The organism is Leucobacter faecis (assembly GCF_054456635.2).
In genome coordinates, this window is sequence record NZ_JBTJEP020000004.1 from 63,190 (window position 1) to 82,994 (window position 19,805).

General features: G+C 62.9%; 19 protein-coding genes. 13 read left to right on the plus strand and 6 right to left on the minus strand.

Annotated features, from left to right (window positions below; all coding sequences use genetic code 11):
* The first annotated feature begins 3 nt into the window (after positions 1-3).
* Positions 4-1,050 carry a quinone-dependent dihydroorotate dehydrogenase gene (locus ACXR2T_RS04585; protein ID WP_458812400.1) on the plus strand — a complete coding sequence of 349 codons (1,047 nt, stop codon included), beginning with the start codon at positions 4-6 and terminating at the stop codon, positions 1,048-1,050.
* A gap of 113 nt (positions 1,051-1,163) precedes the next feature.
* On the opposite strand, the gene ACXR2T_RS04590 is transcribed toward ACXR2T_RS04585, so the two are convergent.
* Complete coding sequence (locus ACXR2T_RS04590; protein ID WP_458812403.1) at positions 1,164-1,727, minus strand: DUF3043 domain-containing protein; 564 nt, start codon at positions 1,725-1,727, stop codon at positions 1,164-1,166.
* Between the two features lie 160 nt (positions 1,728-1,887).
* Between ACXR2T_RS04590 and ACXR2T_RS04595 the strand changes: the two genes are divergently transcribed.
* From ACXR2T_RS04595 to ACXR2T_RS04620, 6 genes are all read left to right on the plus strand, one after another.
* On the plus strand, positions 1,888-2,265 hold the full coding sequence (locus ACXR2T_RS04595; protein ID WP_458812406.1) for a HesB/IscA family protein: 378 nt from the start codon (positions 1,888-1,890) through the stop codon (positions 2,263-2,265).
* A 155-nt stretch (positions 2,266-2,420) separates the two neighbouring features.
* Complete coding sequence (ctaC, locus tag ACXR2T_RS04600; RefSeq protein ID WP_458812409.1) at positions 2,421-3,278, plus strand: aa3-type cytochrome oxidase subunit II; 858 nt, start codon at positions 2,421-2,423, stop codon at positions 3,276-3,278.
* Between the two features lie 16 nt (positions 3,279-3,294).
* Positions 3,295-4,926, plus strand: coding sequence for an aa3-type cytochrome oxidase subunit I (ctaD, locus tag ACXR2T_RS04605; protein ID WP_458812412.1), 1,632 nt, complete (start codon positions 3,295-3,297; stop codon positions 4,924-4,926).
* Between the two features lie 20 nt (positions 4,927-4,946).
* On the plus strand, positions 4,947-5,369 hold the full coding sequence (locus ACXR2T_RS04610) for a cytochrome c oxidase subunit 4 (RefSeq protein WP_458812414.1): 423 nt from the start codon (positions 4,947-4,949) through the stop codon (positions 5,367-5,369).
* 12 nt (positions 5,370-5,381) lie between these two features.
* A complete protein-coding gene (locus ACXR2T_RS04615) occupies positions 5,382-5,825 on the plus strand; it encodes a GNAT family N-acetyltransferase (protein ID WP_458812417.1) in 444 nt (147 codons plus the stop codon).
* A gap of 1 nt (position 5,826) precedes the next feature.
* On the plus strand, positions 5,827-6,237 hold the full coding sequence (locus tag ACXR2T_RS04620; protein WP_458812420.1) for a TetR/AcrR family transcriptional regulator: 411 nt from the start codon (positions 5,827-5,829) through the stop codon (positions 6,235-6,237).
* Here ACXR2T_RS04620 and trpD read toward each other — a convergent pair.
* Positions 6,234-7,289, minus strand: a complete 1,056-nt coding sequence (trpD, locus tag ACXR2T_RS04625) for an anthranilate phosphoribosyltransferase (protein ID WP_458812422.1) — start codon at positions 7,287-7,289, stop codon at positions 6,234-6,236. The two genes, ACXR2T_RS04620 and trpD, sit on opposite strands and share 4 nt — an antisense overlap.
* 189 nt (positions 7,290-7,478) lie before the next feature.
* On the opposite strand from trpD, the gene ctaE reads away from it, so the two are divergent.
* From ctaE to qcrB, 4 genes are read left to right on the plus strand one after another with little or no spacing between them, the layout of a single operon-like run.
* The gene (gene ctaE / locus ACXR2T_RS04630) at positions 7,479-8,093 is read left to right on the plus strand and encodes an aa3-type cytochrome oxidase subunit III (RefSeq protein ID WP_458812628.1); all 615 of its coding nucleotides are present in this window, start codon (positions 7,479-7,481) and stop codon (positions 8,091-8,093) included.
* A gap of 21 nt (positions 8,094-8,114) precedes the next feature.
* Positions 8,115-8,924 carry a cytochrome bc1 complex diheme cytochrome c subunit gene (gene qcrC, locus ACXR2T_RS04635; protein ID WP_458812425.1) on the plus strand — a complete coding sequence of 270 codons (810 nt, stop codon included), beginning with the start codon at positions 8,115-8,117 and terminating at the stop codon, positions 8,922-8,924.
* 45 nt (positions 8,925-8,969) lie between these two features.
* Complete coding sequence (gene qcrA / locus ACXR2T_RS04640) at positions 8,970-10,082, plus strand: cytochrome bc1 complex Rieske iron-sulfur subunit (protein ID WP_458812428.1); 1,113 nt, start codon at positions 8,970-8,972, stop codon at positions 10,080-10,082.
* A complete protein-coding gene (gene qcrB, locus ACXR2T_RS04645; protein ID WP_458812431.1) occupies positions 10,079-11,692 on the plus strand; it encodes a cytochrome bc1 complex cytochrome b subunit in 1,614 nt (537 codons plus the stop codon). Before qcrA ends, qcrB begins: the two co-directional genes overlap by 4 nt.
* Before the next feature lie 223 nt (positions 11,693-11,915).
* Here qcrB and ACXR2T_RS04650 read toward each other — a convergent pair whose 3' ends face one another.
* From ACXR2T_RS04650 to ACXR2T_RS04665, 4 genes are all read right to left on the minus strand, one after another.
* The gene (locus ACXR2T_RS04650) at positions 11,916-14,051 is read right to left on the minus strand and encodes a 3-hydroxyacyl-CoA dehydrogenase NAD-binding domain-containing protein (protein WP_458837739.1); all 2,136 of its coding nucleotides are present in this window, start codon (positions 14,049-14,051) and stop codon (positions 11,916-11,918) included.
* Positions 14,052-14,057: 6 nt separating this feature from the next.
* Entirely contained in the window at positions 14,058-15,260 is a 1,203-nt protein-coding gene (locus tag ACXR2T_RS04655) for a thiolase family protein (protein WP_458812436.1), read from the minus strand.
* Positions 15,261-15,373: 113 nt separating this feature from the next.
* The gene (locus ACXR2T_RS04660; RefSeq protein ID WP_458812439.1) at positions 15,374-16,561 is read right to left on the minus strand and encodes an HRDC domain-containing protein; all 1,188 of its coding nucleotides are present in this window, start codon (positions 16,559-16,561) and stop codon (positions 15,374-15,376) included.
* Positions 16,562-16,569: 8 nt separating this feature from the next.
* On the minus strand, positions 16,570-17,178 hold the full coding sequence (locus ACXR2T_RS04665) for a DUF3000 domain-containing protein (protein WP_458837806.1): 609 nt from the start codon (positions 17,176-17,178) through the stop codon (positions 16,570-16,572).
* A gap of 150 nt (positions 17,179-17,328) precedes the next feature.
* On the opposite strand from ACXR2T_RS04665, the gene ACXR2T_RS04670 reads away from it, so the two are divergent.
* Complete coding sequence (locus ACXR2T_RS04670; protein ID WP_458837741.1) at positions 17,329-18,567, plus strand: alpha/beta hydrolase family protein; 1,239 nt, start codon at positions 17,329-17,331, stop codon at positions 18,565-18,567.
* A gap of 31 nt (positions 18,568-18,598) precedes the next feature.
* Positions 18,599-19,657, plus strand: coding sequence for a cell division protein ZapE (gene zapE, locus ACXR2T_RS04675; RefSeq protein WP_458837743.1), 1,059 nt, complete (start codon positions 18,599-18,601; stop codon positions 19,655-19,657).
* Positions 19,658-19,805 lie beyond the last annotated feature (148 nt).

The following is a 19,805-nucleotide window of genomic DNA, read 5'->3' on the forward strand; positions in this document are numbered from 1 at the left end:
GTCATGCGGTTCTACCCGGCACTGTTCAACAACGTGCTGCGGCGCATGGATCCCGAAACCGCGCACCATCTCGCGTTCACGGCGATCCAGGCGGCCCCTGTGGTGCGCCCGCTGCTCGCCCGATTCTGCGCTCCGGATCCCACGCTGCGCGTGCGTGCCCTCGGTCTCGAGTTCTCGAGCCCCTTCGGGCTCGCCGCCGGATTCGATAAGAACGCGACGGCGATCATGGGGCTTGGCGCGATCGGCTTCGGCCACGTCGAGGTGGGTACGCTCACCCGGCACGCGCAGCCCGGCAACCCGAAGCCGCGTTCATTTCGCCTCGTGGGAGACCGCGCCCTCGTCAACCGTATGGGATTCAATAACGGTGGCTCAGCCGCCGCAGTTCCCCGCGTCGAGAAGGCCCGCATGTCGCGCCACCGCCCCGTGATTGGCGTCAACATTGGCAAGAGCCGCATAACCGAAGTAGAAGACGCCACCGCCGACTACGTGTGGAGCGCCGAGCGACTCGCACCGCTGGCCGACTACCTGGCGGTCAATGTGAGTTCACCCAACACGCCCGGCCTGCGCGGGCTGCAAGAGGTCGAGCTGCTCGAACCGCTCTTGGCCGCGGTGAAGAGCGCGGCGGGCACAACCCCGTTGCTCGTAAAGATCGCTCCCGACATGGATGACACCCAGATCGAGGGTATCGTGCAACTGGCCGTGCGGCTCGGACTCGACGGCATCATCGCCACGAACACGACCATCTCCCGCGACAACCTGCGTGAGGACGCTGCACGCGTCGCCGAAATCGGTGCGGGCGGTCTCTCGGGGGCCCCGCTGAAGGATCGCTCGCTCGAGGTGCTGCGCTTGATCCGCGCCACCGAACCGAACCCCGATTTCTGCGTGATCTCGGTGGGTGGCGTGACAGACGCCCACGACGTATACGAGCGTGTGGCCGCCGGCGCCACCCTCGTGCAGGGATTCACGGCATTCATCTACGAGGGCCCGCTCTGGGCCGCTCACATTAATAAGGGGCTGAAGCGGCTCGGATTCCGCGGTAACGCGGCGTAGCAGGGAGCCCGCAGGCGGGCAGGCGCTGCTCGCCTGCGATCCGGCAGCAACAACACAGCCCCCGGTTTCTCACGAGAGAAACCGGGGGCTGTGCCAGTTCGAGTGGCCCGTGGCTACTCGGGGAACTGTCGCCTGCGCACCTGCGGCTTTGGCATGCGCAGTGGGCGAAACTGGAATGCGCGCATGGCGGCGTACCACCGGAAGCCGGGCTGAACACGGTCTTCGCCGAACTTGTTCGCCAGCTTCTTCTTCAGCGTGAATCCGAGGAACACCGCGTCGATGATGGCGAGCGCCACGAACGCCCAGATCGCGAACAGGCTCACGAGCTGCATGATGCCCGGGATGAATGTCATCACGAGAACGACGAGCATCATGGGGATCAGGAGCTCGCCCAGGTTCCAACGCGCGTCGACGTAGTCGCGCACGTACCGGCGCTGCGGGCCACGGTCACGCGGGCCAAGGTAGCGTTCTTCACCCTGCATCATTCCCACGCGAGCGCGCTCACGCGACTCAGTCTGCTGCCTGCGCAGTTCCTTCTGGACGGATTTGTCCTTCGATCCGACGATGGGGCGAGCATTGGCGGCCTGTGCCTGCTTGCGTGACGGGGTGGGGCGGCCCTTGCCAGCCGGGGTCTCGGGCTCACCCGAGCCGCGCGGGTCTTCAGCGCCGTTCTTCACTTAGGACCTGTCCTTTCGAGAGCTGCGCAGAGCGCACAGAAAATGATGAATGCCAGCGGCGGCGGGCACCCGATCCAGACTACAGGGCCACGCCTGCGCGAAAACCCACGCCCGGGGGTAGAGTGGATGCTGATACTTGCAATGAGGGTGAGGAGTGCCCATGAGTACAGAGACTTTAGACACCGAGGGCACGGCCCCGGCTGTTCAGAGCGCGCACGGCGTCAAGCTGAGCGATGCTGCCCGCGATAAGGTGAGCAGCCTGCTCGCCCAAGAGGGGCGTGACGATTTGCGCCTGCGCATCGCGGTGCAGCCCGGCGGTTGCTCGGGTTTGATCTATCAGCTGTTTTTTGACGAGCGTGAGCTCGAAAACGACGCGGTCGCAAACTTCGACGGCGTTGAGGTGGTGGTAGACGCCATGAGCGTGCCCTACCTCGATGGGGCGTCGATCGACTTCGAAGATTCGATCCAGAAGCAGGGCTTCACGATCGATAACCCGAACGCTGCAGGAAGCTGCGCGTGCGGCGACAGCTTCGGATAAGCAAACAAATCCCCCGAAATCTCAGCGCGACACCCGCGCGTGGTTCGGGGAACGCTCAGCTTCGCGCTAAGCTAACAGGGAGTAATCAGCTTCGCCTGCCTGCAAGTGGCGGCGAGAAATGTTTCGAAAGGTATGCGGTGCGTTCCAATCGTCGAATGAAATGGGTCGCGGCTCCGGTCGCGCTCTCGGCAGCCCTGCTGCTCGCGGGCTGTACCCCAGAGCAGCAGCGGGGATTCCTGCCTGCGGGCTCCGAGGGTGCAACCAACCACACGGACGGGATCACCGGTCTTTGGGTGACCTCCTGGATTGTGCTGCTCGTAATCGGTGCAATCACCTGGGGCTTGATCATCTGGGCGACTGTCGCCTACCGTCGCCGGAAGGGCCAGACCGGCCTGCCCGTGCAGATGCGGTACAACATGCCGATCGAGACGTTCTTTACGGTCGTCCCGGTGTTCTTGGTGCTCGGCTTCTTTGCGTTCACCGCGCAGGAGCAGGCTTCGATTGAGAAGCGCTACGAGAACCCCGAGAACGTGGTTGAGGTTGTTGGTAAGCGCTGGGCGTGGGACTTCAACTATGTGAATGACGACGTCTACTTCCAGGGCGTTCAGGTTCAGACCGACGCCGAGGGCGAGGCAACTGAAGAGACCATGCCGGTGCTCTACCTGCCGGTGGGTAAGACCACTGAGCTGCGTCTTGAGACCCGCGACGTCATTCACTCCTTCTGGGTCGTTGAGTACCTGTACAAGAAGGACATGATTCCCGGCCAGACGAACTACATGAGCATCACGCCCGAGAAGACAGGCACCTTCATGGGTAAGTGTGCCGAGCTCTGTGGCGAGTACCACTCGATGATGCTCTTCGAGGTGCGCGTAGTTGAGCAGGCCGAATACGACGCCTACGTAGCTGAGCTGCGTGAGGCCGGCAACACTGGGCAGGTGAGCGTGGAGTTCAACCCGAACCAGGAGGACTTCTACGGCGACGAAGCCAAGGCCCAGAACGAGAACCAGTACTAAGGGATAAGGCAAAACAATGAAGAAGGGCAACGTCATCGTCTCGTGGCTAACGTCCACGGACCACAAGGTGATCGGGTACATGTACCTGATCAGCTCCTTCGTGTGGTTCCTCATCGGTGGCCTGATGGCACTGGTGATCCGCGCGCAGCTGTTCGCGCCCGGCCTTGAGGTCGTGGCGACGAAGGAACAGTACAACCAGCTGTTCACGATGCACGGCACAATCATGCTGCTGATGTTCGCAACGCCGCTGTTTGCGGGCTTCGCGAACGTCATCATGCCGCTCCAGATCGGTGCACCCGATGTCGCCTTCCCGCGACTGAACGCCTTCGCGTTCTGGCTGTACTCGTTCGGTTCGCTCATTGCGGTCGGCGGCTTCCTTACCCCGCAGGGCGCGGCTTCGTTCGGCTGGTTCGCATACGCACCGCTGTCTGACGTCACGTTCTCACCCGGTGTTGGTGGAAACCTCTGGGTGCTCGGCCTCGCAGCCGGTGGCTTCGGCACGATCCTCGGTGGCGTGAACTTCATCACGACCATCATCACCATGCGTGCGCCTGGCATGACCATGTTCCGCATGTCGATCTTCACCTGGAACACGCTGATCACCTCGATCCTCGTACTGCTGGTGTTCCCCGTTCTCGCTGCTGCGCTGTTCGGCCTGGCGGCCGACCGTGTCTTTGGCGGTCACGTGTACACCGGTGAGGGTGGGGCCATGTTGTGGCAGCACCTGTTCTGGTTCTTCGGCCACCCCGAGGTCTACATCATCGCGCTGCCGTTCTTCGGTATCGTCTCCGAGATCTTCCCGGTGTTCAGCCGCAAGCCGATCTTCGGATACAAGACCCTCGTATACGCGACTATCTCGATCGCTGCGCTGTCGATGACGGTCTGGGCGCACCACATGTACGTCACCGGCTCTGTGCTGCTGCCGTTCTTCTCACTGATGACGATGCTCATCGCGGTTCCGACCGGTGTGAAGATCTTCAACTGGCTGGGCACGATGTGGCGTGGCTCGATCACGTTCGAGACCCCCATGCTCTGGTCGCTCGGCTTCCTCGTAACCTTCGTGTTCGGTGGTCTGACCGGTGTCATCCTGGCTTCGCCCGCGCTTGACTTCCACCTCTCCGATACCTACTTCGTTGTGGCTCACTTCCACTACGTCGTGTTCGGTACCGTCGTCTTCGCGATGTTTGCTGGCTTCTACTTCTGGTGGCCCAAGTGGACCGGCAAGATGCTCGGCGAGCGCCTTGGCAAGATCCACTTCTGGACGCTCTTCATTGGCTTCCACACCACGTTCCTCGTGCAGCACTGGCTGGGCGTTATGGCCATGCCCCGTCGTTACTACACCTACCTGCCGTCAGATGGCGTCACGTGGGGTAACCAGCTTTCGACGGTTGGAGCCATGATCCTGGGTGCGTCGATGATTCCGTTCCTGCTGAACGTGTACATCACCGCGCGTCGTGCGCCCAAGGTGACGGTCGACGACCCGTGGGGTTACGGCCGCTCGCTCGAGTGGGCAACCTCCTGCCCGCCGCCTCGCCACAACTTCACGTCAATCCCGCGCATTCGTACCGAATCGCCCGCGTTTGATCTGAACCACCCCGAGGTCAGTGGTATCTCGCAGCCCGGGCGTGAGCTCGCACCGAAAAAGTAGAACGGAAGGAATAAAGCGAAATGAAAGCTAATGCCGTAATCTTCACGATCCTCACCGTTTACTTCGTCATCGTCGGTGCGATGTACTCGGTCTGGAACCTCGTCACCCACGGATACATTGAGTGGGTTGGCTCGGTTGCTCTGATTCTGTGTGCTGGTCTGAATGGCTTTATCGCCTTCTACCTCTTCTTGGTGATCAAGAAGCAGCCTGGAACCGCACCGCAGGACCTCGAAGAAGCAGACATCGATGACGCGGATCCCGAGCTCGGTGAGTTCAGCCCGTGGAGCTGGTGGCCCATGGTTCTTGCCTTCTCCTGCGCATTTGCGCTGATGGGGCTCGCAATCGGGTTCAACTTCTGGTTCTCGTACTTCATGATCCCCATGATCCTGGTATCAGTGGTGGGCTGGGTGTACGAGTACTACCGCGGGCACTTCGCTCGCTAAGGTACCCAGCTCTTGAGCATCAACATTCGTCGCGGCCAGCGCGAAGACGGTTCAGCCGTCTTCGCGCTGGCGCGCCAGTTTCAGTCGGGGCGTGAGCCCATCGGGCGCGACGAGTTTCTCGTCGCGTATGACAACGTGCTTCGGCGACGTGATCAAGAGACGAACGTCCTGTTCGTCGCAGAACTTGACGCACGCGTTGTGGGCTATTCACTGATGACCGTGTCGCGCTTGCTGCACGCTCCAGGCCTCACCGCGCACTTGCAAGAGATCGTCGTCGACGAAGCCTTTCGCAAGCACGGCGTAGGTGACCGCCTCATGCAGGCGAACGAGCACTACTGCATGGGTCGCGGAGTGCGTCAGCTCTCTGCGTCCACCGGCCGCATCGGCTCGTTCTATAACCATCGCGACTTCGAAGCGGTGGGCCAGCACTACCGTAAGATTCTCGACCTAGGCTAGCGTGACCGAACGTCGCGCCCGTCGAAAGCCCGGTGAAAACCGGGAGCGCTTGCTACAGGCCGGACTCCACGAGTTCGGCCTGTACGGCTATCAAGGGGCATCTACCGCGCGTATCTCCGCGCGAGCAGACGTGCCACAGCCCCACGTGTATGCGAACTTTAGCGGTAAACCCGCACTCTTTCTCGAGTGCCTCGATCGTGCCTGCAATGTCTTGGCCGATGCTGCTAGCGAATCTCGGGAACGCACCGCGGGTCAACTCTTCATTTTTCAAGCGATCGCAGCCAGCCATGATCCGGATCATGGAAGCGAGATCCTCGCGCGCCTTGACCGCGCGGGCCTCCTAACACAGGCGCGCCGCGACAACATCGTCGTTGCCGCGGCCGCGTACCTGGTGGGTGAAGCTGACAGTTAGACGCCCTGCGTCGACTCGGCCCATGTCTCAAGCTTGCGCTCTACCGCACCGGAGTCGATGGCCTCGGCTGCGACCTCGAGCTTCTGGGAGAGCCGCTCGAGGAGCGGCTGCTCGGCGCTTTCGGGCCGCGCCGCCAGGTCGTAGGCGACCAGGCCGGCGGCAGCGTTGAGCAGCACGATGTCTCGTACTGGGCCGCGTTCGCCCGCGAACACCCGCCGCACGACGAGTGCGTTCTCGTCGGGGGAGCCGCCCACGAGGTCGGTAATGTCTGCACGGGGGAGTCCGAGCTCGCGCGGGTCGATGTCGTGTTCCGTGAGTCCTCCGCGGGTGATCTCCCACAGGTGGGAGTGCCCCGTGGTCGTAAGCTCGTCGAGCCCGTCATCTCCGCGAAACACGAGCGCGGAGGCTCCGCGAAGCCGAAACACTCCGACGAAAATGGGCACCTTATCGATGTCGGCAACGCCCACGGCGGAGGCCTCGGGGCGCACCGGGTTGCAGAGTGGACCAAGGAAGTTAAAGACGGTGGGGATCCCGAGCTCGGCACGTGCCGGAGCCACGTGACGGAATCCGGGCAGGAAGCGTGCGGCGTGCACAAAGGCGATGCCGGCCTTCTCGAAAGACGTGGCGAGTTGTTCCGCGTCGAGGGTCAGGTCGATTCCGAGCGCGCTAAGCACGTCTGAGGAGCCCGAAAGGCTGCTGGCAGCGCGGTTACCGTGTTTGACTACCGGCACGCCAGCGGCAGCTGCTGTGATCGATGCCATCGTCGACACGTTGACCGTTCCAAAGCGGTCCCCGCCGGTGCCCACGATGTCGAGTGACATCGCCGGCAGGGTGAGGGGAAGCGCCTCTTGCAGAATGGCGTCACGGAATCCGATCACTTCGTTCACCGTCGCGCCTTTGGCCTGCAGAGCCACCAGAAACGCGCCAACCTGCGCCTGGGTCGCATCGCCCGTCATAAAGCGTGACATGGCCCATTCGGCCTGCGAAACACTGAGGTCTTCACGACCTAACAGAGTCGTAAGTACGTTGGGCCATGTTCGCTCGTCGATCATGAGCCCAATCTTAGCGAGCCAGCTGCGCATTATTCAGCCGGACCGACACGACACCCGCATGCCGTGTACGCGAAGAGGCTGAAGACGCGGTAGGCTTGGCAGGAAACTCGCAGAAAGTTCGGCGCGCCCGCTTCAGGTGAAAACGCACACGAAACTTTCAGCCATAATGGAGGGGTGACAACGACCACTATGAATACCAAGTCAGCCGTGCCTGCGGTGAAGCGACCGAATCTCGTCGCCGTCGGCACGATCGTGTGGCTCGGCAGCGAGGTCATGTTCTTCGCGGGCCTCTTCGCGATTTACTTCACGCTGCGCGCCATGAATCCCGATCTGTGGGCTGAGCAGACAGAGAAGCATAACTTCACGTTCGCTCTGATCAACACGTTGATCCTGGTTGCGTCCTCGTTCACTGCCCAGGCGGGCGTGTTCGCGGCAGAGCGTAACCAGCCTCGTGCGGTCGGGCGCGGTCCCAAGAACTGGGGAACCATCGAGTGGTTCTACCTCACGTTCTTCATGGGAGCGATCTTCGTTGCCGGCCAGTCCTACGAGTACGCAACGTTCGTTTCTGAGGGCATTACCTTCAACAGCGATCCTTACGGCACAGCGTTCTACATGACCACCGGATTCCACGGCATCCACGTGGCACTCGGCCTGGTCGCGTTCCTGATGGTTATCGGGCGCCTCTACGCGGTGAAGAACTACACACGCAAGGAAGAGACCTCGGCGATCGTCGTGTCGTACTACTGGCACTTCGTGGACATCGTGTGGATCGTCCTGTTCATTATCATTTACGTCCTCAAGTAGGGGTCAGGAGTAATCGCCAACATGGTTCGCGCCAAGAAGAACCTTCGCAAGTCAGGCCGCCGGCATCCGCTCGCGACCGCAGCTCTCGTCGGAGTTGGGCTGCTGGTAACGGGTGCAGCGTACACTGGCCTCAGCCAGACATCTGCTACGGCAGAGATCGACCTCAAGTCGCCCGCGACTATTGAGGCCGGAGAAAAGCTGTTCGGTGCAAACTGCGCAACCTGCCACGGTGCAGGCGCTCAGGGCACTCCCGATGGCCCCTCGCTCGTCGGTGCGGGTGCAGCATCTGTGAACTTCCAGGTCGGCACCGGCCGTATGCCCCTCGCCTTCCAGGGCCCCCAGGGCATGGTGAAGCCGAAGCAGTTCACCGAAGAGCAGACGCTCGAGATGGCTGCTTATGTTGCATCTCTGGGCCCCGGCCCGGCGCTGCCCGACTCCCAGTACCTGCAGGCTGACAGTGACGACGCCGGCATTGCCAACGGTGGGGACCTGTTCCGCATCAACTGCGCAATGTGCCACAACGTGGCCGCAGCCGGTGGAGCGCTCACCGAGGGTAAGTTCGCACCGGCACTGACCGGTGTCGCCCCGACGCACATCTACGAGGCCATGGTGACTGGTCCGCAGAACATGCCCGTCTTCAGCGACGCGAACCTTTCGCCGCAGGAGAAGGCCGACATCATCTCGTACCTGAAGTACATCGAGAACCAGCCTTCAGTTGGAGGCCTGTCACTCGGATCAATCGGTCCGGTTGCAGAGGGTCTGTTCATCTGGATCATCGGTCTCGGCTCAATTGTCGGCCTCACCGTCTGGGTGACCGCGAAGTCGAACTAATCGACATCGCACAAAGAATTCATGAGTCAGGAGTCAAGGAGCAACATGGCAGAGGAAGCGAAGAACAGCGGCGGCGACGCTGCTGTCGCCGCCCAGGGCCACGGCGCGGTTGAACAGTCGGCGGGCACCGCCGTAATTTCATCCGATGCCGTGCAGAATCCGGGCCTTCCCCCGCACCGCAAGCGCGTAACGGATCTCGATCCGAAGAAGGCGAAGCGTGCAGAACGCGTCGTCTACTCGCTCTTCTACATCTCAATCGCGGGCAGCCTCGGTGCCGTTCTCGCCTACATGTTCTTCCCCATTGAAACGGGCGAGCTCATGGCGATACGCATCCACACGCTTCTCGTGGGCCTCGGCATGGCGCTCGCGCTGCTCGCCGTAGGCATCGGCGCCGTCCACTGGGGCAAGGCACTGATGGCAGATCACGAGTCGATCGACGTACGCCACCCGGTCGCGAGTGATGAGGAAACCCGTCAGTCGGCGGTAGAGGTGTTCGAGGTATCGAACGAAGAGTCTGGCTTCTCGCGCCGCTCGCTCGTGCGCAACAGCCTGATCGGCGCGCTCATCGCGTTCCCGATTCCCGGCGTCACCCTCCTGCGTGGCCTTGCCCCGCAGGATGAGGACCCGGTGCAGCTGCTGAAGCACACGATGTGGACCAAGGGCATGCGCCTCGCACACGACCCCTCGGGTGCCCCCATCAAGGCGAGTGACGTGACGATCGGTTCCGCGTTCCACGTGATCCCCGAGAACCTGACGCACGAAGAGTTCGCGAAGCTCAGCCCTGAAGAGCGTGGCGGTAGTGAAAACTTCCTCGACGCGAAGGCCAAGGCGATTGTCTTGCTGATGCGCCTCGACCAGTCGGAGCTGCACGAGCTGCCCGAGCGTGAGACGTGGTCTTACGACGGCATCGTTGCGTACTCGAAGGTTTGCACGCACGTTGGTTGCCCTGTGGCACTCTACGAGCAGCACACCCACCACCTGCTCTGCCCCTGCCACCAGTCGCAGTTTGACGTCTCGGAGCACGCGAAGGTCATCTTCGGCCCCGCGAAGCGCCCCCTGCCGCAGCTTCCGATCTCGGTGGACGAAGAGGGCTACCTCGTCGCGCAGAGCGATTTCCATGAACCTGTCGGCCCGAGCTTCTGGGAGCGCCTCAAGTGAGCAGCACCGTAACGCAGACCCCGGCACAGGACGGCTCGAGCCGTTTCACCGCTGCCGCGGCAAACTATATCGATGAGCGCACCAAGATTGGTGTCGCTGTCAAGGAATTTGGTCGCAAGGTCTTCCCTGACCACTGGTCGTTCCTTCTGGGTGAGGTGGCGCTTTACAGCTTCGTCGTCATCCTGCTCTCGGGTACATTTCTGACCCTGTTCTTCCAGGCGACGATGATCGAGACGGTCTACAACGGTCCGTATGCGCCGATGAAGGGCGTCATGATGTCGGGGGCAATGGCCTCGACGCTCGATATCTCGTTCTCGGTACGCGGCGGCCTGCTGATGCGTCAGGTGCACCACTGGGCGGCTCTGCTCTTTGTGGCATCGATCGGCCTGCACATGCTCCGTATCTTCTTCACGGGAGCATTCCGTAAGCCGCGTGAGCTCAACTGGGTCATCGGTTTCGTCCTCTTCATCCTCGCGATGGCTGAGGGCTTCACCGGCTACTCGCTTCCCGATGACGTGCTTTCGGGTAACGGCCTGCGCATTATCGACGGCCTCCTCAAGTCCATGCCGGTTGTTGGCACGTTCTTCTCGTTCCTGTTCTTCGGCGGCGAGTTCCCGGGCACGGACATCGTGGGTCGCCTCTACATGCTGCACATCATGCTGCTGCCGGCGCTGGTGATCCTGTTCGTAGCCCTCCACCTCGCGTTTGTGGTCATCCACAAGCACACGCAGTACCCCGGGCCCGGCAAGACCCAGCAGAACGTTGTTGGATTCCCCGTTCTCCCCGTGTACGCGGCGAAGGCTGGCGGCTTCTTCTTCATCGTCTTCGGCGTGATCATGCTGATCGCCTCGATCTTCGGTATTAACGCGATTTGGGCATACGGTCCGTACGACCCGTCACCGGTGTCTGCTGGTACCCAGCCTGACTGGTACATCGGTTTTGCCGATGGCATGCTGCGCCTCATCCCGCCGGGGTGGGAGACCGAGTGGTTCGGCTACACCTGGTCTTGGAACATGCTCGTTCCGATGATCATCATGGGTGGCTTCATCGTTCTCGTCATGATCTACCCCTTCATTGAGGCCTGGGTCACGGGTGACAAGCGTGAGCACCACCTGCTCGACCGTCCCCGCAACGCGCCTACCCGTACCGCTATCGGTGCCGCGGGAGTGACGTTCTACGCCGTAATGTGGGCGGGCGCAAGCTCGGACCTCATGGCAACCCACTTCCAGTTGTCGATGGAGGGTGTCATCCACACGCTCCAGGCGCTGCTGATCTTGGGCCCGATCGTTGCCTACTTCCTCACCAAGCGCATCTGCCTGGGCCTGCAGAAGAAGGACCGCGAGATCGTGCTGCACGGTTACGAGTCTGCGCGCATCGTGCAGCTCCCCGGCGGCGAGTTCGTCGAGGTGCACAAGCCCCTCGACGAGTACGAGTCGTGGCAGCTCGTCAGCTACCACGATTACGCCCCGCTCATGGTGCGCCCCGATGACAATGGCCGGATCTCCTTCGGTCAGCACCTGCGCGCTGGTTTCAGCCGCTGGTTCTTCGAGGACCGCATCGTCCCGCCCACAAAGGGCGAGATCGAGAAGGGCCACAACGAGGGCCACTAGCCCTCTGGCTCAAATGCCCCACCAGACACAGTCTGGTGGGGCATTTGTCGTCCCCGGGGTGCGTGTCTATTGCGCTCGGCGTCCTGGTGCTCGGCATGATCCGGATCATGGGCCGTGCGGGCCTGCGACTCGTGGGGTCGCGGGCCCGCCGTGTGTGCGCACATGAAAACGGCGCCCCGCCCCTCGAGATGAGGGACGGGGCGCCGTCTTGGTGAGCTGCGTGCTAGCGCTGACCAGCCACTTGCGGGGCGTGGAAGTCGGCGCCGAATACGCGCTCGCTCGCCCCCACGCGGTCGAGGTAGGGGGTGGCGCCGCCGGCCTGGAACGGCCAGGCCGCACCAAGAATGAGGCACAGATCGATGTCTTCGGCGGCGGCGACTACGCCCTCATCGAGCATGATCTTGATCTCTCCCGCTAGCTCGTTCTCGACGCGTGTGAGAATCTCAGCTTCGGTTACCGTTTCCTTACCGAGGGTGACCGCCTTCTTGCCAGCCTTCGAGAGGTCTTCAACCTTGCCGAACTTGGACTTAACGAGGGGTGCCTCAACGTCGGCTAGGGCGTGGAGGTTCGGCGAGGCATAGAACCGGTCTGGGAACGCTCCGACCATGGTGTCTTGCACGTGAGCCGCGACCTTCCAGCCCACGAGGTCGATGAGCTCGAACGGGCCCATCGGTAGCCCGATCGGGGCCAGGGCGCGCTCGACAACGGGCAGGGGAGTGCCCTCGTCGAGCGCGCGTGCAGCCTCACCCATGACCTTGGCGAGCAGCCGGTTCACGACGAAGCCGGGCCTGTCTGCGGTGATCACGGCGCTCTTGCCGAGCTTGCGTGCGGTAGTCATCGCTGTCGCGAGCGTCGCGTCATCGGTGTCGGGTGTCTTCACGACCTCGATGAGGGGCATGACGGCGACGGGGTTGAAAAAGTGAAAGCCCACCAAGCGCTCGGGGTGCTTGAGGCTTTGCCCGATCTCGTGCACTGAGAGCGAAGAGGTGTTCGTTGCGAGCACCGCTGTCTCAGAAACGAGGGGCTCAATCTCAGCGAACACCTGCTGCTTCACACCGAGCTCTTCGAAAACCGCTTCGATGACCCAGTCGCAGTCTGCGTACTCAGACTTATCGGTGGTGCCGCGTACGAGGGCGCGCACCTGGTTTGCGTCGTCGTGCGAGAGGCGACCCTTGTCTTCGAGTTTGTCGATCTCGCCCCGAATGTATGCGATCCCCTTTTCGACGCGTGACTGGTCAAGGTCGGTGATGAGGACGGGCACCCGAAGCTTGCGTGCAAACAGTAGTGCGAACTGGCTCGCCATCAGCCCAGCGCCAATCACTCCCACTTTTTGCACGGGTTTTGCGAGCGCCTTGTCGGGTGCCCCGGCAGGGCGTTTGGCACGTTTCTGTACGAGATCGAAGGCGTAGATTGATGCGGCGAACTGGTCACCCGAGATGAGCTCGGCGAGCGCATCGTCTTCTCGTTCAAAGCCGCGCTCAATGTCGCCATCCTTCGCAGCCGAAAGCAGGTCAAGTGCGACATAGGGTGCCTTGGCGGCGCTTCCGATGCGGGCTCGTAACGTGTCGCGGGCCACCTTGATAGCGACTGGCCACTTGGTAAGTCGTTCGAGTTTGCCGGGCACGTGGGGGCGTTCGACCTTGATGCTGCCAGAAATGACGCGGTCGGCCCATGCCACGGACTGCTCGATAAAACTCGCTGAGCCAAACATCTCGTCGAATAGCCCGAGCTTGAGCGCCTGTGCGGGCTTCAGCATACGGTTGTTCTTGAGCGGGTTTGTGACGATCACCTCGAGCGCATTCTCGATCCCGATCAGGTTGGGCACCAGTGTGGCGCCTCCCCACCCGGGGATGATGCCGAGGAAGACTTCTGGAAACGCGAGCGCGGCGGCCGAGGAATCGAGTGTGCGGTAGTCGCAACCCAGCGCAATCTCCATCGCGCCACCGAGGGCGAGACCGTTGACAAACGCAAAAGACGGTACGCCGACGCGCTTGAACTTGCCGAGCACGTGGTGTCCGAACTGCGCCATCAGGCGCGCGTTCTCGACGGTCGCAAGCGTTGAAACCTTCGAGAGGTCTGCGCCAGCGGCAAAGATGAACGGCTTGCCCGTGATGGCGACAGCAGCAATTTCGCCCGCCGCAGCACGTAGGGTGAGCGCGTCGAGCGTTTCAGAAAGCTCCTGCAGCGTGCGGGGCCCGAGCGTAGACGGTCGCGTGTGATCGCGCCCGTTGTCGAGCGTGATGAGGGCCATGGTGCCTCCCGAGGCGAGCGCGACATCGCGCACAAAGGAAGACGTCACCACCTCGTCGGCCGAAGCCTCGATGAGTGGCGAGAAATCAATCTTGGTGTAGTCAGTCATGTCGCCTTACTTCCTCTTCTTGCCGTCGAAGTACGGGTTTTCCCAAATTGCAGTGCCGCCCTGTCCGAGTCCCACACACATGGCGGTTACGCCGTAGCGCACGTCAGGCCGCTCGGCGAACTGGCGCGCGAGTTGGATCATGAGGCGCACGCCGGTTGCTGCGAGCGGGTGACCGATCGCAATGGCGCCTCCCCAGGGGTTCACCCGTGGGTCGTCGTCTGCGATACCAAAATGGTCGGTGAACGAGAGCACCTGTACTGCAAACGCTTCGTTGAGTTCGAAGAGTCCGATGTCGTCGATGGTGAGCCCTGCACGCTTCAGCGCCTTTTCGGTGGAGGGCACGGGGCCGAGCCCCATCACCTCGGGCTGCACACCAGCAAAAGCGAATCCCACGAGACGCATCTTGGCCGTAAGACCGAGTTCCTTCGCCGTGTCAGCCCCCGCGAGGAGCGACACGGTCGCACCATCGGTGAGGGGCGACGCGTTACCGGCGGTGACCCGACCGTGTGGCCTAAACGGGGTCTTCAGGGTTGCGAGCCCTTCCAGAGTCGTGTGGGGCCTGCGGCCCTCGTCCTCGGTGGCCAGGCCCCAGCCTGCGGCCGATCGCAGTGCAACGGGCACGAGGTCTGCCTGAATATCACCGCGGTCATACGCGGCTTGCACCTTCTGCTGGCTCAGCATGCCGAAGGTGTCGGCGCGTTCCTTCGTCAGCTGTGGGAACCGGTCGTGCAGGCGTTCTGCTGTCACTCCCATGTTGAGGGCGTCGGGGCTGACCAGCTTTTCTGCGACGAACCGTGGGTTGGGGTCGGCGTTCAGTCCAATCGGGTGATGGCCCATATGTTCGACACCGCCGGCGATGGCGATATCGTACTGCCCGGCACCAATTGCGGCTCCCATGAATGATGCGACGGTCAACGCACCAGCGCACATGCGATCGAGCGCGAAGCCCGGCACGGTGACGGGAATCCCCGCAAGCATCGACACTGTGCGACCGAGTGTCAACCCCTGGTCGCCCTGCTGGGTGGTTGCTGCAATGCCCACGTCATCAATCCGTGCCGGATCAAGGGCGGGGTTGCGCTCGAGCAATCCCTGCAACGCTTTGACCGCGAGGTCATCTGCGCGCGTAGACGCGTACATGCCTTTCTCGCCCGCGCGTCCGAACGGGGTGCGTACCCCGTCCACGAATACAACATCTCTCATTGCGGCCACTTCGCCTCCATCAGGTATGTGATCTGCGTGAGACCATCATATGAGACTAAGTCTCACGCTGGGAAGCGTACGTGGAAGAATCGCGGAATGTCGCGGTCTAGCCGGTGCTCGACTTATAGGGAAGCTACAAAAGACGCCGCAAGAATTGGTGCCGTAATGCCAATCTGCCACTCGCGTGCCCCAAGCTCCCTGAGACGCCGTTCAACGTCCTCGATGGCGCCGGCGCGCGGGGGATCCCACGCGAGAGCCCGCAGCACACTCGGCTTCAAGAGATTCTCTGTAGGCATCTGCTGCTGTTCGGCCTCTGCCTCGACGGCGGCGCGCGCAACGGCAAGCCGCGCGGCGGCCTCGGGGTGGCGCTCGGCCCAGCCGCGGTGGTGGGGAATGGCGCCCGGATCGCGCGGCTTCGGTCCCGGTAGATCCGGCGTCGTTTTCGCCTTCAGAATCGCCCGCCACCAGCGCATCAGCTCGGTGCGGCTCTCCCGACCTTTAAAGGTGGCGAGCCTGCTGAGATCATCGGGGGAGCGCGGATTCGCGGCGGCGGCCGCGATGATCGAGCGATCCGGAATCAAACGACCGGGCGCGACGTCGCGCTCGCGGGCGAGCGCATCGCGCGTGAGCCACAGCTCGCGGGCGAGGGCCAGCGACCGGGGAGTGCGCAGCGCCTGGGTGCCCGAGAGTTTGCGCCAGGGTTCAGCGGGCGCAGGCTTTGGTTGCTGGTTGAGCACCGCGGTGAACTCCTGCGTGGCATATTCCAGCTTGCCCTGCGCCTCGAGCTCCTGCCTGACCAGATCACGCAGGTCGGGCAGCAGCACCACGTCGAGCGCAGCGTATTCGAGCCAGGCCTCGGGCAGCGGTCGCACCGACCAGTCGGCGGCGGAGTACGCCTTCTCGAGGTCGATGTCGAGCAGTTTTTCGACGATTGCGCCGAGGCCCACACGGTCGTAGCCGAGTAGCCGCGCGGCGAGCTCGGTGTCGAACAATTGAGGCGGATGCAGCCCGATCTCGTCAAGGCAGGGAATGTCTTGGGTAGCGGCGTGAAAGATCCACTCGGTGTCGGCGATCGCGCTCGCCAGCGGCGCAAAACTCTCGATGCTCACGGGGTCAAACAGAAACGTGCCGGCGCCACGGCGGTGCATCTGCACAAGATAGGCCTCGCTGCCGTACCGGTAGCCAGAGGCTCGTTCGGCATCTACGCCCACCGGGCCCTCACCTGCGGCGAGAGCCGCTGCGGCCGATGCGACTCCCGCATCGTCAGAGATGAACTCCCAGCTCATCTGGAGTTCGGATTGCGCAACCATTCGTTTTGTTAATTCCCCCGGGTCCGCGCGCGGTGCGCGGCAATCGATTCGATACCTTCGTGGTGGGGGAGCCCGCCGAGCAAGCACAACAGCTCAGACCACGCGACCACGTGCGCCGCGAAGTCGATGCCAAGCGGTGTCCATGAGGCGCGCAGCTCGATCTGTGCGGCGTCACCCTGCTGCGCGAGCGAGCCGAAGCCGCTCGAGAGGGTCTTGGTCGCCGTCCCCGAGAGATAACGATACTCTGCTCCGTGGGCTTCGAGGGCGTCGGCGAGCCATGACCACGCGACATCAGAGATGAACGGGTCGACGCCGATCTCTTGTTCGAGCGGTGCTTGCGCGAAGCACACCACTCGAAACTCGCCGCCCCATTCTTCACACGAGGCGGGGTCGTGCAGCAGCAAGAATCGCCCTGAGCCAAAGGTGGGGTTAAGGGCGTTCGCGGCGATCGCCTCGCGGGGGCTCCCGGCAATCGAAGCTGCGACGGCCACCGAGTAGGGCGCAATGCGCTCAGGTGGTTCAATCTCGCGGGTAGCCAACTCACGCCGCAGCTGAGCGCTACGCACCTGTTTCGCAGCGGCCGCAAATTCGGCGGGCTCGCCCGCGATTCTTGCCATCACACTCGGAACACTAGAGTTTGCTGTGAAGAACACAGCGTCGCCACGCCGTGAAAGGATGAAGCGAACGGTGAAGCGAACGGTGAAGCGTGGCGGCCGCGAATGGATGGGCGCGATAGGCCAACGTTCAAGACTCGAAGGAGATCGGGAGTGCGCGAGCAAAAGGCATTGACGCCAGAGGTGCCGGCTGGAGTCAGTCGCAGCTGGGCGATCGCGGCGGGGGCAGGGGTCGGGGTAGTGGCCGCAGCAGCAGCCTGCGCCGTCGTAGTCGGGGGAGTCTACTTGGCACGCGCGGCGGCGACGCCCGCGATCGAGCCAGATACGCCGGTAGAACTGGTGCGACTCACGAACCAGGACGGGCGCCAGACCGCATGGCTGCGCGGCCCAGATATTGCGTTGCCTGGCCGTTACGGGTTGCTCTGGGCGGGCGGCCACGCCCGGCTTGGTGCTGTGACGGGCCGGTCGGGCGGCCTTGTGGGTCGTGAAGTGCTCGAAATCGACGCGGGTGAACTGCGCGAGGGGCTGCGGTGCCGGATCACGGGGTGGTGGTACCCGTCTATTGCGCAGTTTGCGCTTGAGTGCGAAGACGTGCGTGACGCCGAAGAAGTCTCGCTGCCGCTTGCGGGCAGCGCAGCACCCGGTTGGGTCTTGCGCCCCGCTCGCCGTGCGAGGCCCGGCCGGGGCGGGCGCTGGGCGATCCACGTGCACGGCCGCGGCGCGTCTCCTGTTGAAACGCTGCGGGGCGTGGCGCCGCTGGCCCGCGCGGGGATCACGAATCTTGTGATCAGCTATCGCAACGACCCGGGGGCGCCCAGCGGCAGCTTGGGGCGGTATGGGTTTGGTGTCACCGAAGCGCTCGACGTCGACTCGGCGATCGGCTACGCGCTGCAGCAGGGAGCTCAGCGTGTCACTCTCGTCGGTTGGTCGATGGGTGCCACGGCCAGCCTCGTCGCTGCGACGCGTGGCGCGCACGCCGACGTCATCGATGGCCTCATTCTTGACTCGCCCGCCGTTGACTGGGCTGGGCTGCTCAAATATCAAGCACGCATGCGCAAGGCACCCGGAGTCATCGCGCGCCTGGGCGTTTCGCTGTTGCAGCGGGGATACGTGGCGACAGACGCCGCCGGGGGTATTGACTTCGCGGCCGTCACCCCAGACACCTTCGCGCGTGAACTGCGGGTGCCCACTCTCATTCACGCGAGCCGGGACGACACTTTCGTGCCGTCGGACGGTGCCGAGAAACTCGCTGCGGCGTGCCCGGAACTCGTGCAGTTGCGCCTCGTGGAGCGTGCAGAGCACGTCAAACTGTGGAACGTGGATGAGGATGCGTGGGAGCGCGTGACAGAGGCCTTTGCGCGCGGCCTTCCTCGGCCCGCATGGCGGGGCTGAGTATCTGCGAGGGCCCGCTAGACTAGCTCTGATGTCCGAACAGCAGCTCACGTCCGCACGCCTCGTCGACCGGCGCCCGACCATCTCGGGCCCGGAGCTAGTGGCGACGCTCGTGCCCCCGCCCCAGTTTACGCACGCCTCGTTTGACTCGTATAGGCCCGACGATACGTACCCGTCCCAAGGTGAGGCCCGGGACGTGCTGCGGGCGTTCTCAGAACCTGCGGCTCCGGTGAGCCGTGGCGGCTTCTTTGGGTTCGGCCGCAAAAAGCAGGCAGAGTCGAAACCGGTGGGTACCAGCAAACCTGGCATCTACCTCGACGGCGGGTTTGGTGTGGGCAAGACTCACCTGCTCGCTGCGACGTGGCACGCCACCAGCGGGCGCAAGTACTTCGGTACGTTCATTGAGTACACCGCGCTTGTTGGGGCGCTCGGCTACGCAGGGGCCGTGAACGTGCTCCAGGGGTCTAGGCTCATCTGCATCGACGAGTTTGAGCTCGACGATCCGGGCGACACCATGCTCATGACGAGGCTCATCGGCGAACTCACTGCGACCGGCACGCGCATCGTCGCGACCTCGAACACGCCGCCTAATGCCCTCGGCGAAGGCCGATTTGCGGCCGCCGATTTTCTGCGTGAAATCCAAGCGATGTCTGACCGTTTTGAGACGATCCGGATCGACGGCACCGATTACCGCCAGCGCGATATCACCGGTGACGCGGTCGCGCTCACAGACGATGAGTACCGGTTCTCGCTCGCCGACGTTTCTGCGTCGGGGGAGCGCATGAGCGATGATGATTTCTCTGAGTTGATTGCGCACCTCGCAACGGTGCACCCGTCGAGCTATTCTGGGCTGCTTGGGGGTGTGCAGTGCATTGGTCTACGCGACGTGCACGAACTCACCGACCAATCGGCGGCGCTGCGATTTGTCGCCTTTATTGACCGCGTGTATGACGCACAGATTCCCATTCGCGCAACGGGCACATCGCTCACATCGATTTTTGGTGGCGGAATGATCGACGGCGGCTACCGCAAGAAGTACCAGCGATGCATGTCGCGCCTCAACGCTCTCACTTCGAGCGAGATCGAGTAGTTTGCACGCGTAGCCGTGCAGCGGTGTAGTGAGCCCGTGTCCGATTGCGGCGCTGTCTGTAGATCGATTCCTCCGGCAAAGAGGGCGTGCGGCCAAAAGTGGGTGTTATCAAGCGAGTGTAGACCCCCCCTTGTGCGCCCCGGGGGTG

What these genes read in the sequence shown, in the direction of transcription:
- ACXR2T_RS04585 (WP_458812400.1), top strand. Translation starts at nt 4, where the DNA reads ATGCGGTTCTACCCGGCACTGTTCAACAACGTGCTGCGGCGCATGGAT.
- ACXR2T_RS04595 (WP_458812406.1), top strand. Translation starts at nt 1,888, where the DNA reads ATGAGTACAGAGACTTTAGACACCGAGGGCACGGCCCCGGCTGTTCAG.
- ctaC (WP_458812409.1), top strand. Translation starts at nt 2,421, where the DNA reads ATGAAATGGGTCGCGGCTCCGGTCGCGCTCTCGGCAGCCCTGCTGCTC.
- ctaD (WP_458812412.1), top strand. Translation starts at nt 3,295, where the DNA reads ATGAAGAAGGGCAACGTCATCGTCTCGTGGCTAACGTCCACGGACCAC.
- ACXR2T_RS04610 (WP_458812414.1), top strand. Translation starts at nt 4,947, where the DNA reads ATGAAAGCTAATGCCGTAATCTTCACGATCCTCACCGTTTACTTCGTC.
- trpD (WP_458812422.1), bottom strand. Translation starts at nt 7,289, where the DNA reads ATGATCGACGAGCGAACATGGCCCAACGTACTTACGACTCTGTTAGGT.
- ctaE (WP_458812628.1), top strand. Translation starts at nt 7,479, where the DNA reads ATGAATACCAAGTCAGCCGTGCCTGCGGTGAAGCGACCGAATCTCGTC.
- qcrC (WP_458812425.1), top strand. Translation starts at nt 8,115, where the DNA reads ATGGTTCGCGCCAAGAAGAACCTTCGCAAGTCAGGCCGCCGGCATCCG.
- qcrA (WP_458812428.1), top strand. Translation starts at nt 8,970, where the DNA reads ATGGCAGAGGAAGCGAAGAACAGCGGCGGCGACGCTGCTGTCGCCGCC.
- ACXR2T_RS04650 (WP_458837739.1), bottom strand. Translation starts at nt 14,051, where the DNA reads ATGACTGACTACACCAAGATTGATTTCTCGCCACTCATCGAGGCTTCG.
- ACXR2T_RS04660 (WP_458812439.1), bottom strand. Translation starts at nt 16,561, where the DNA reads ATGGTTGCGCAATCCGAACTCCAGATGAGCTGGGAGTTCATCTCTGAC.
- ACXR2T_RS04665 (WP_458837806.1), bottom strand. Translation starts at nt 17,178, where the DNA reads ATGGCAAGAATCGCGGGCGAGCCCGCCGAATTTGCGGCCGCTGCGAAA.
- zapE (WP_458837743.1), top strand. Translation starts at nt 18,599, where the DNA reads ATGTCCGAACAGCAGCTCACGTCCGCACGCCTCGTCGACCGGCGCCCG.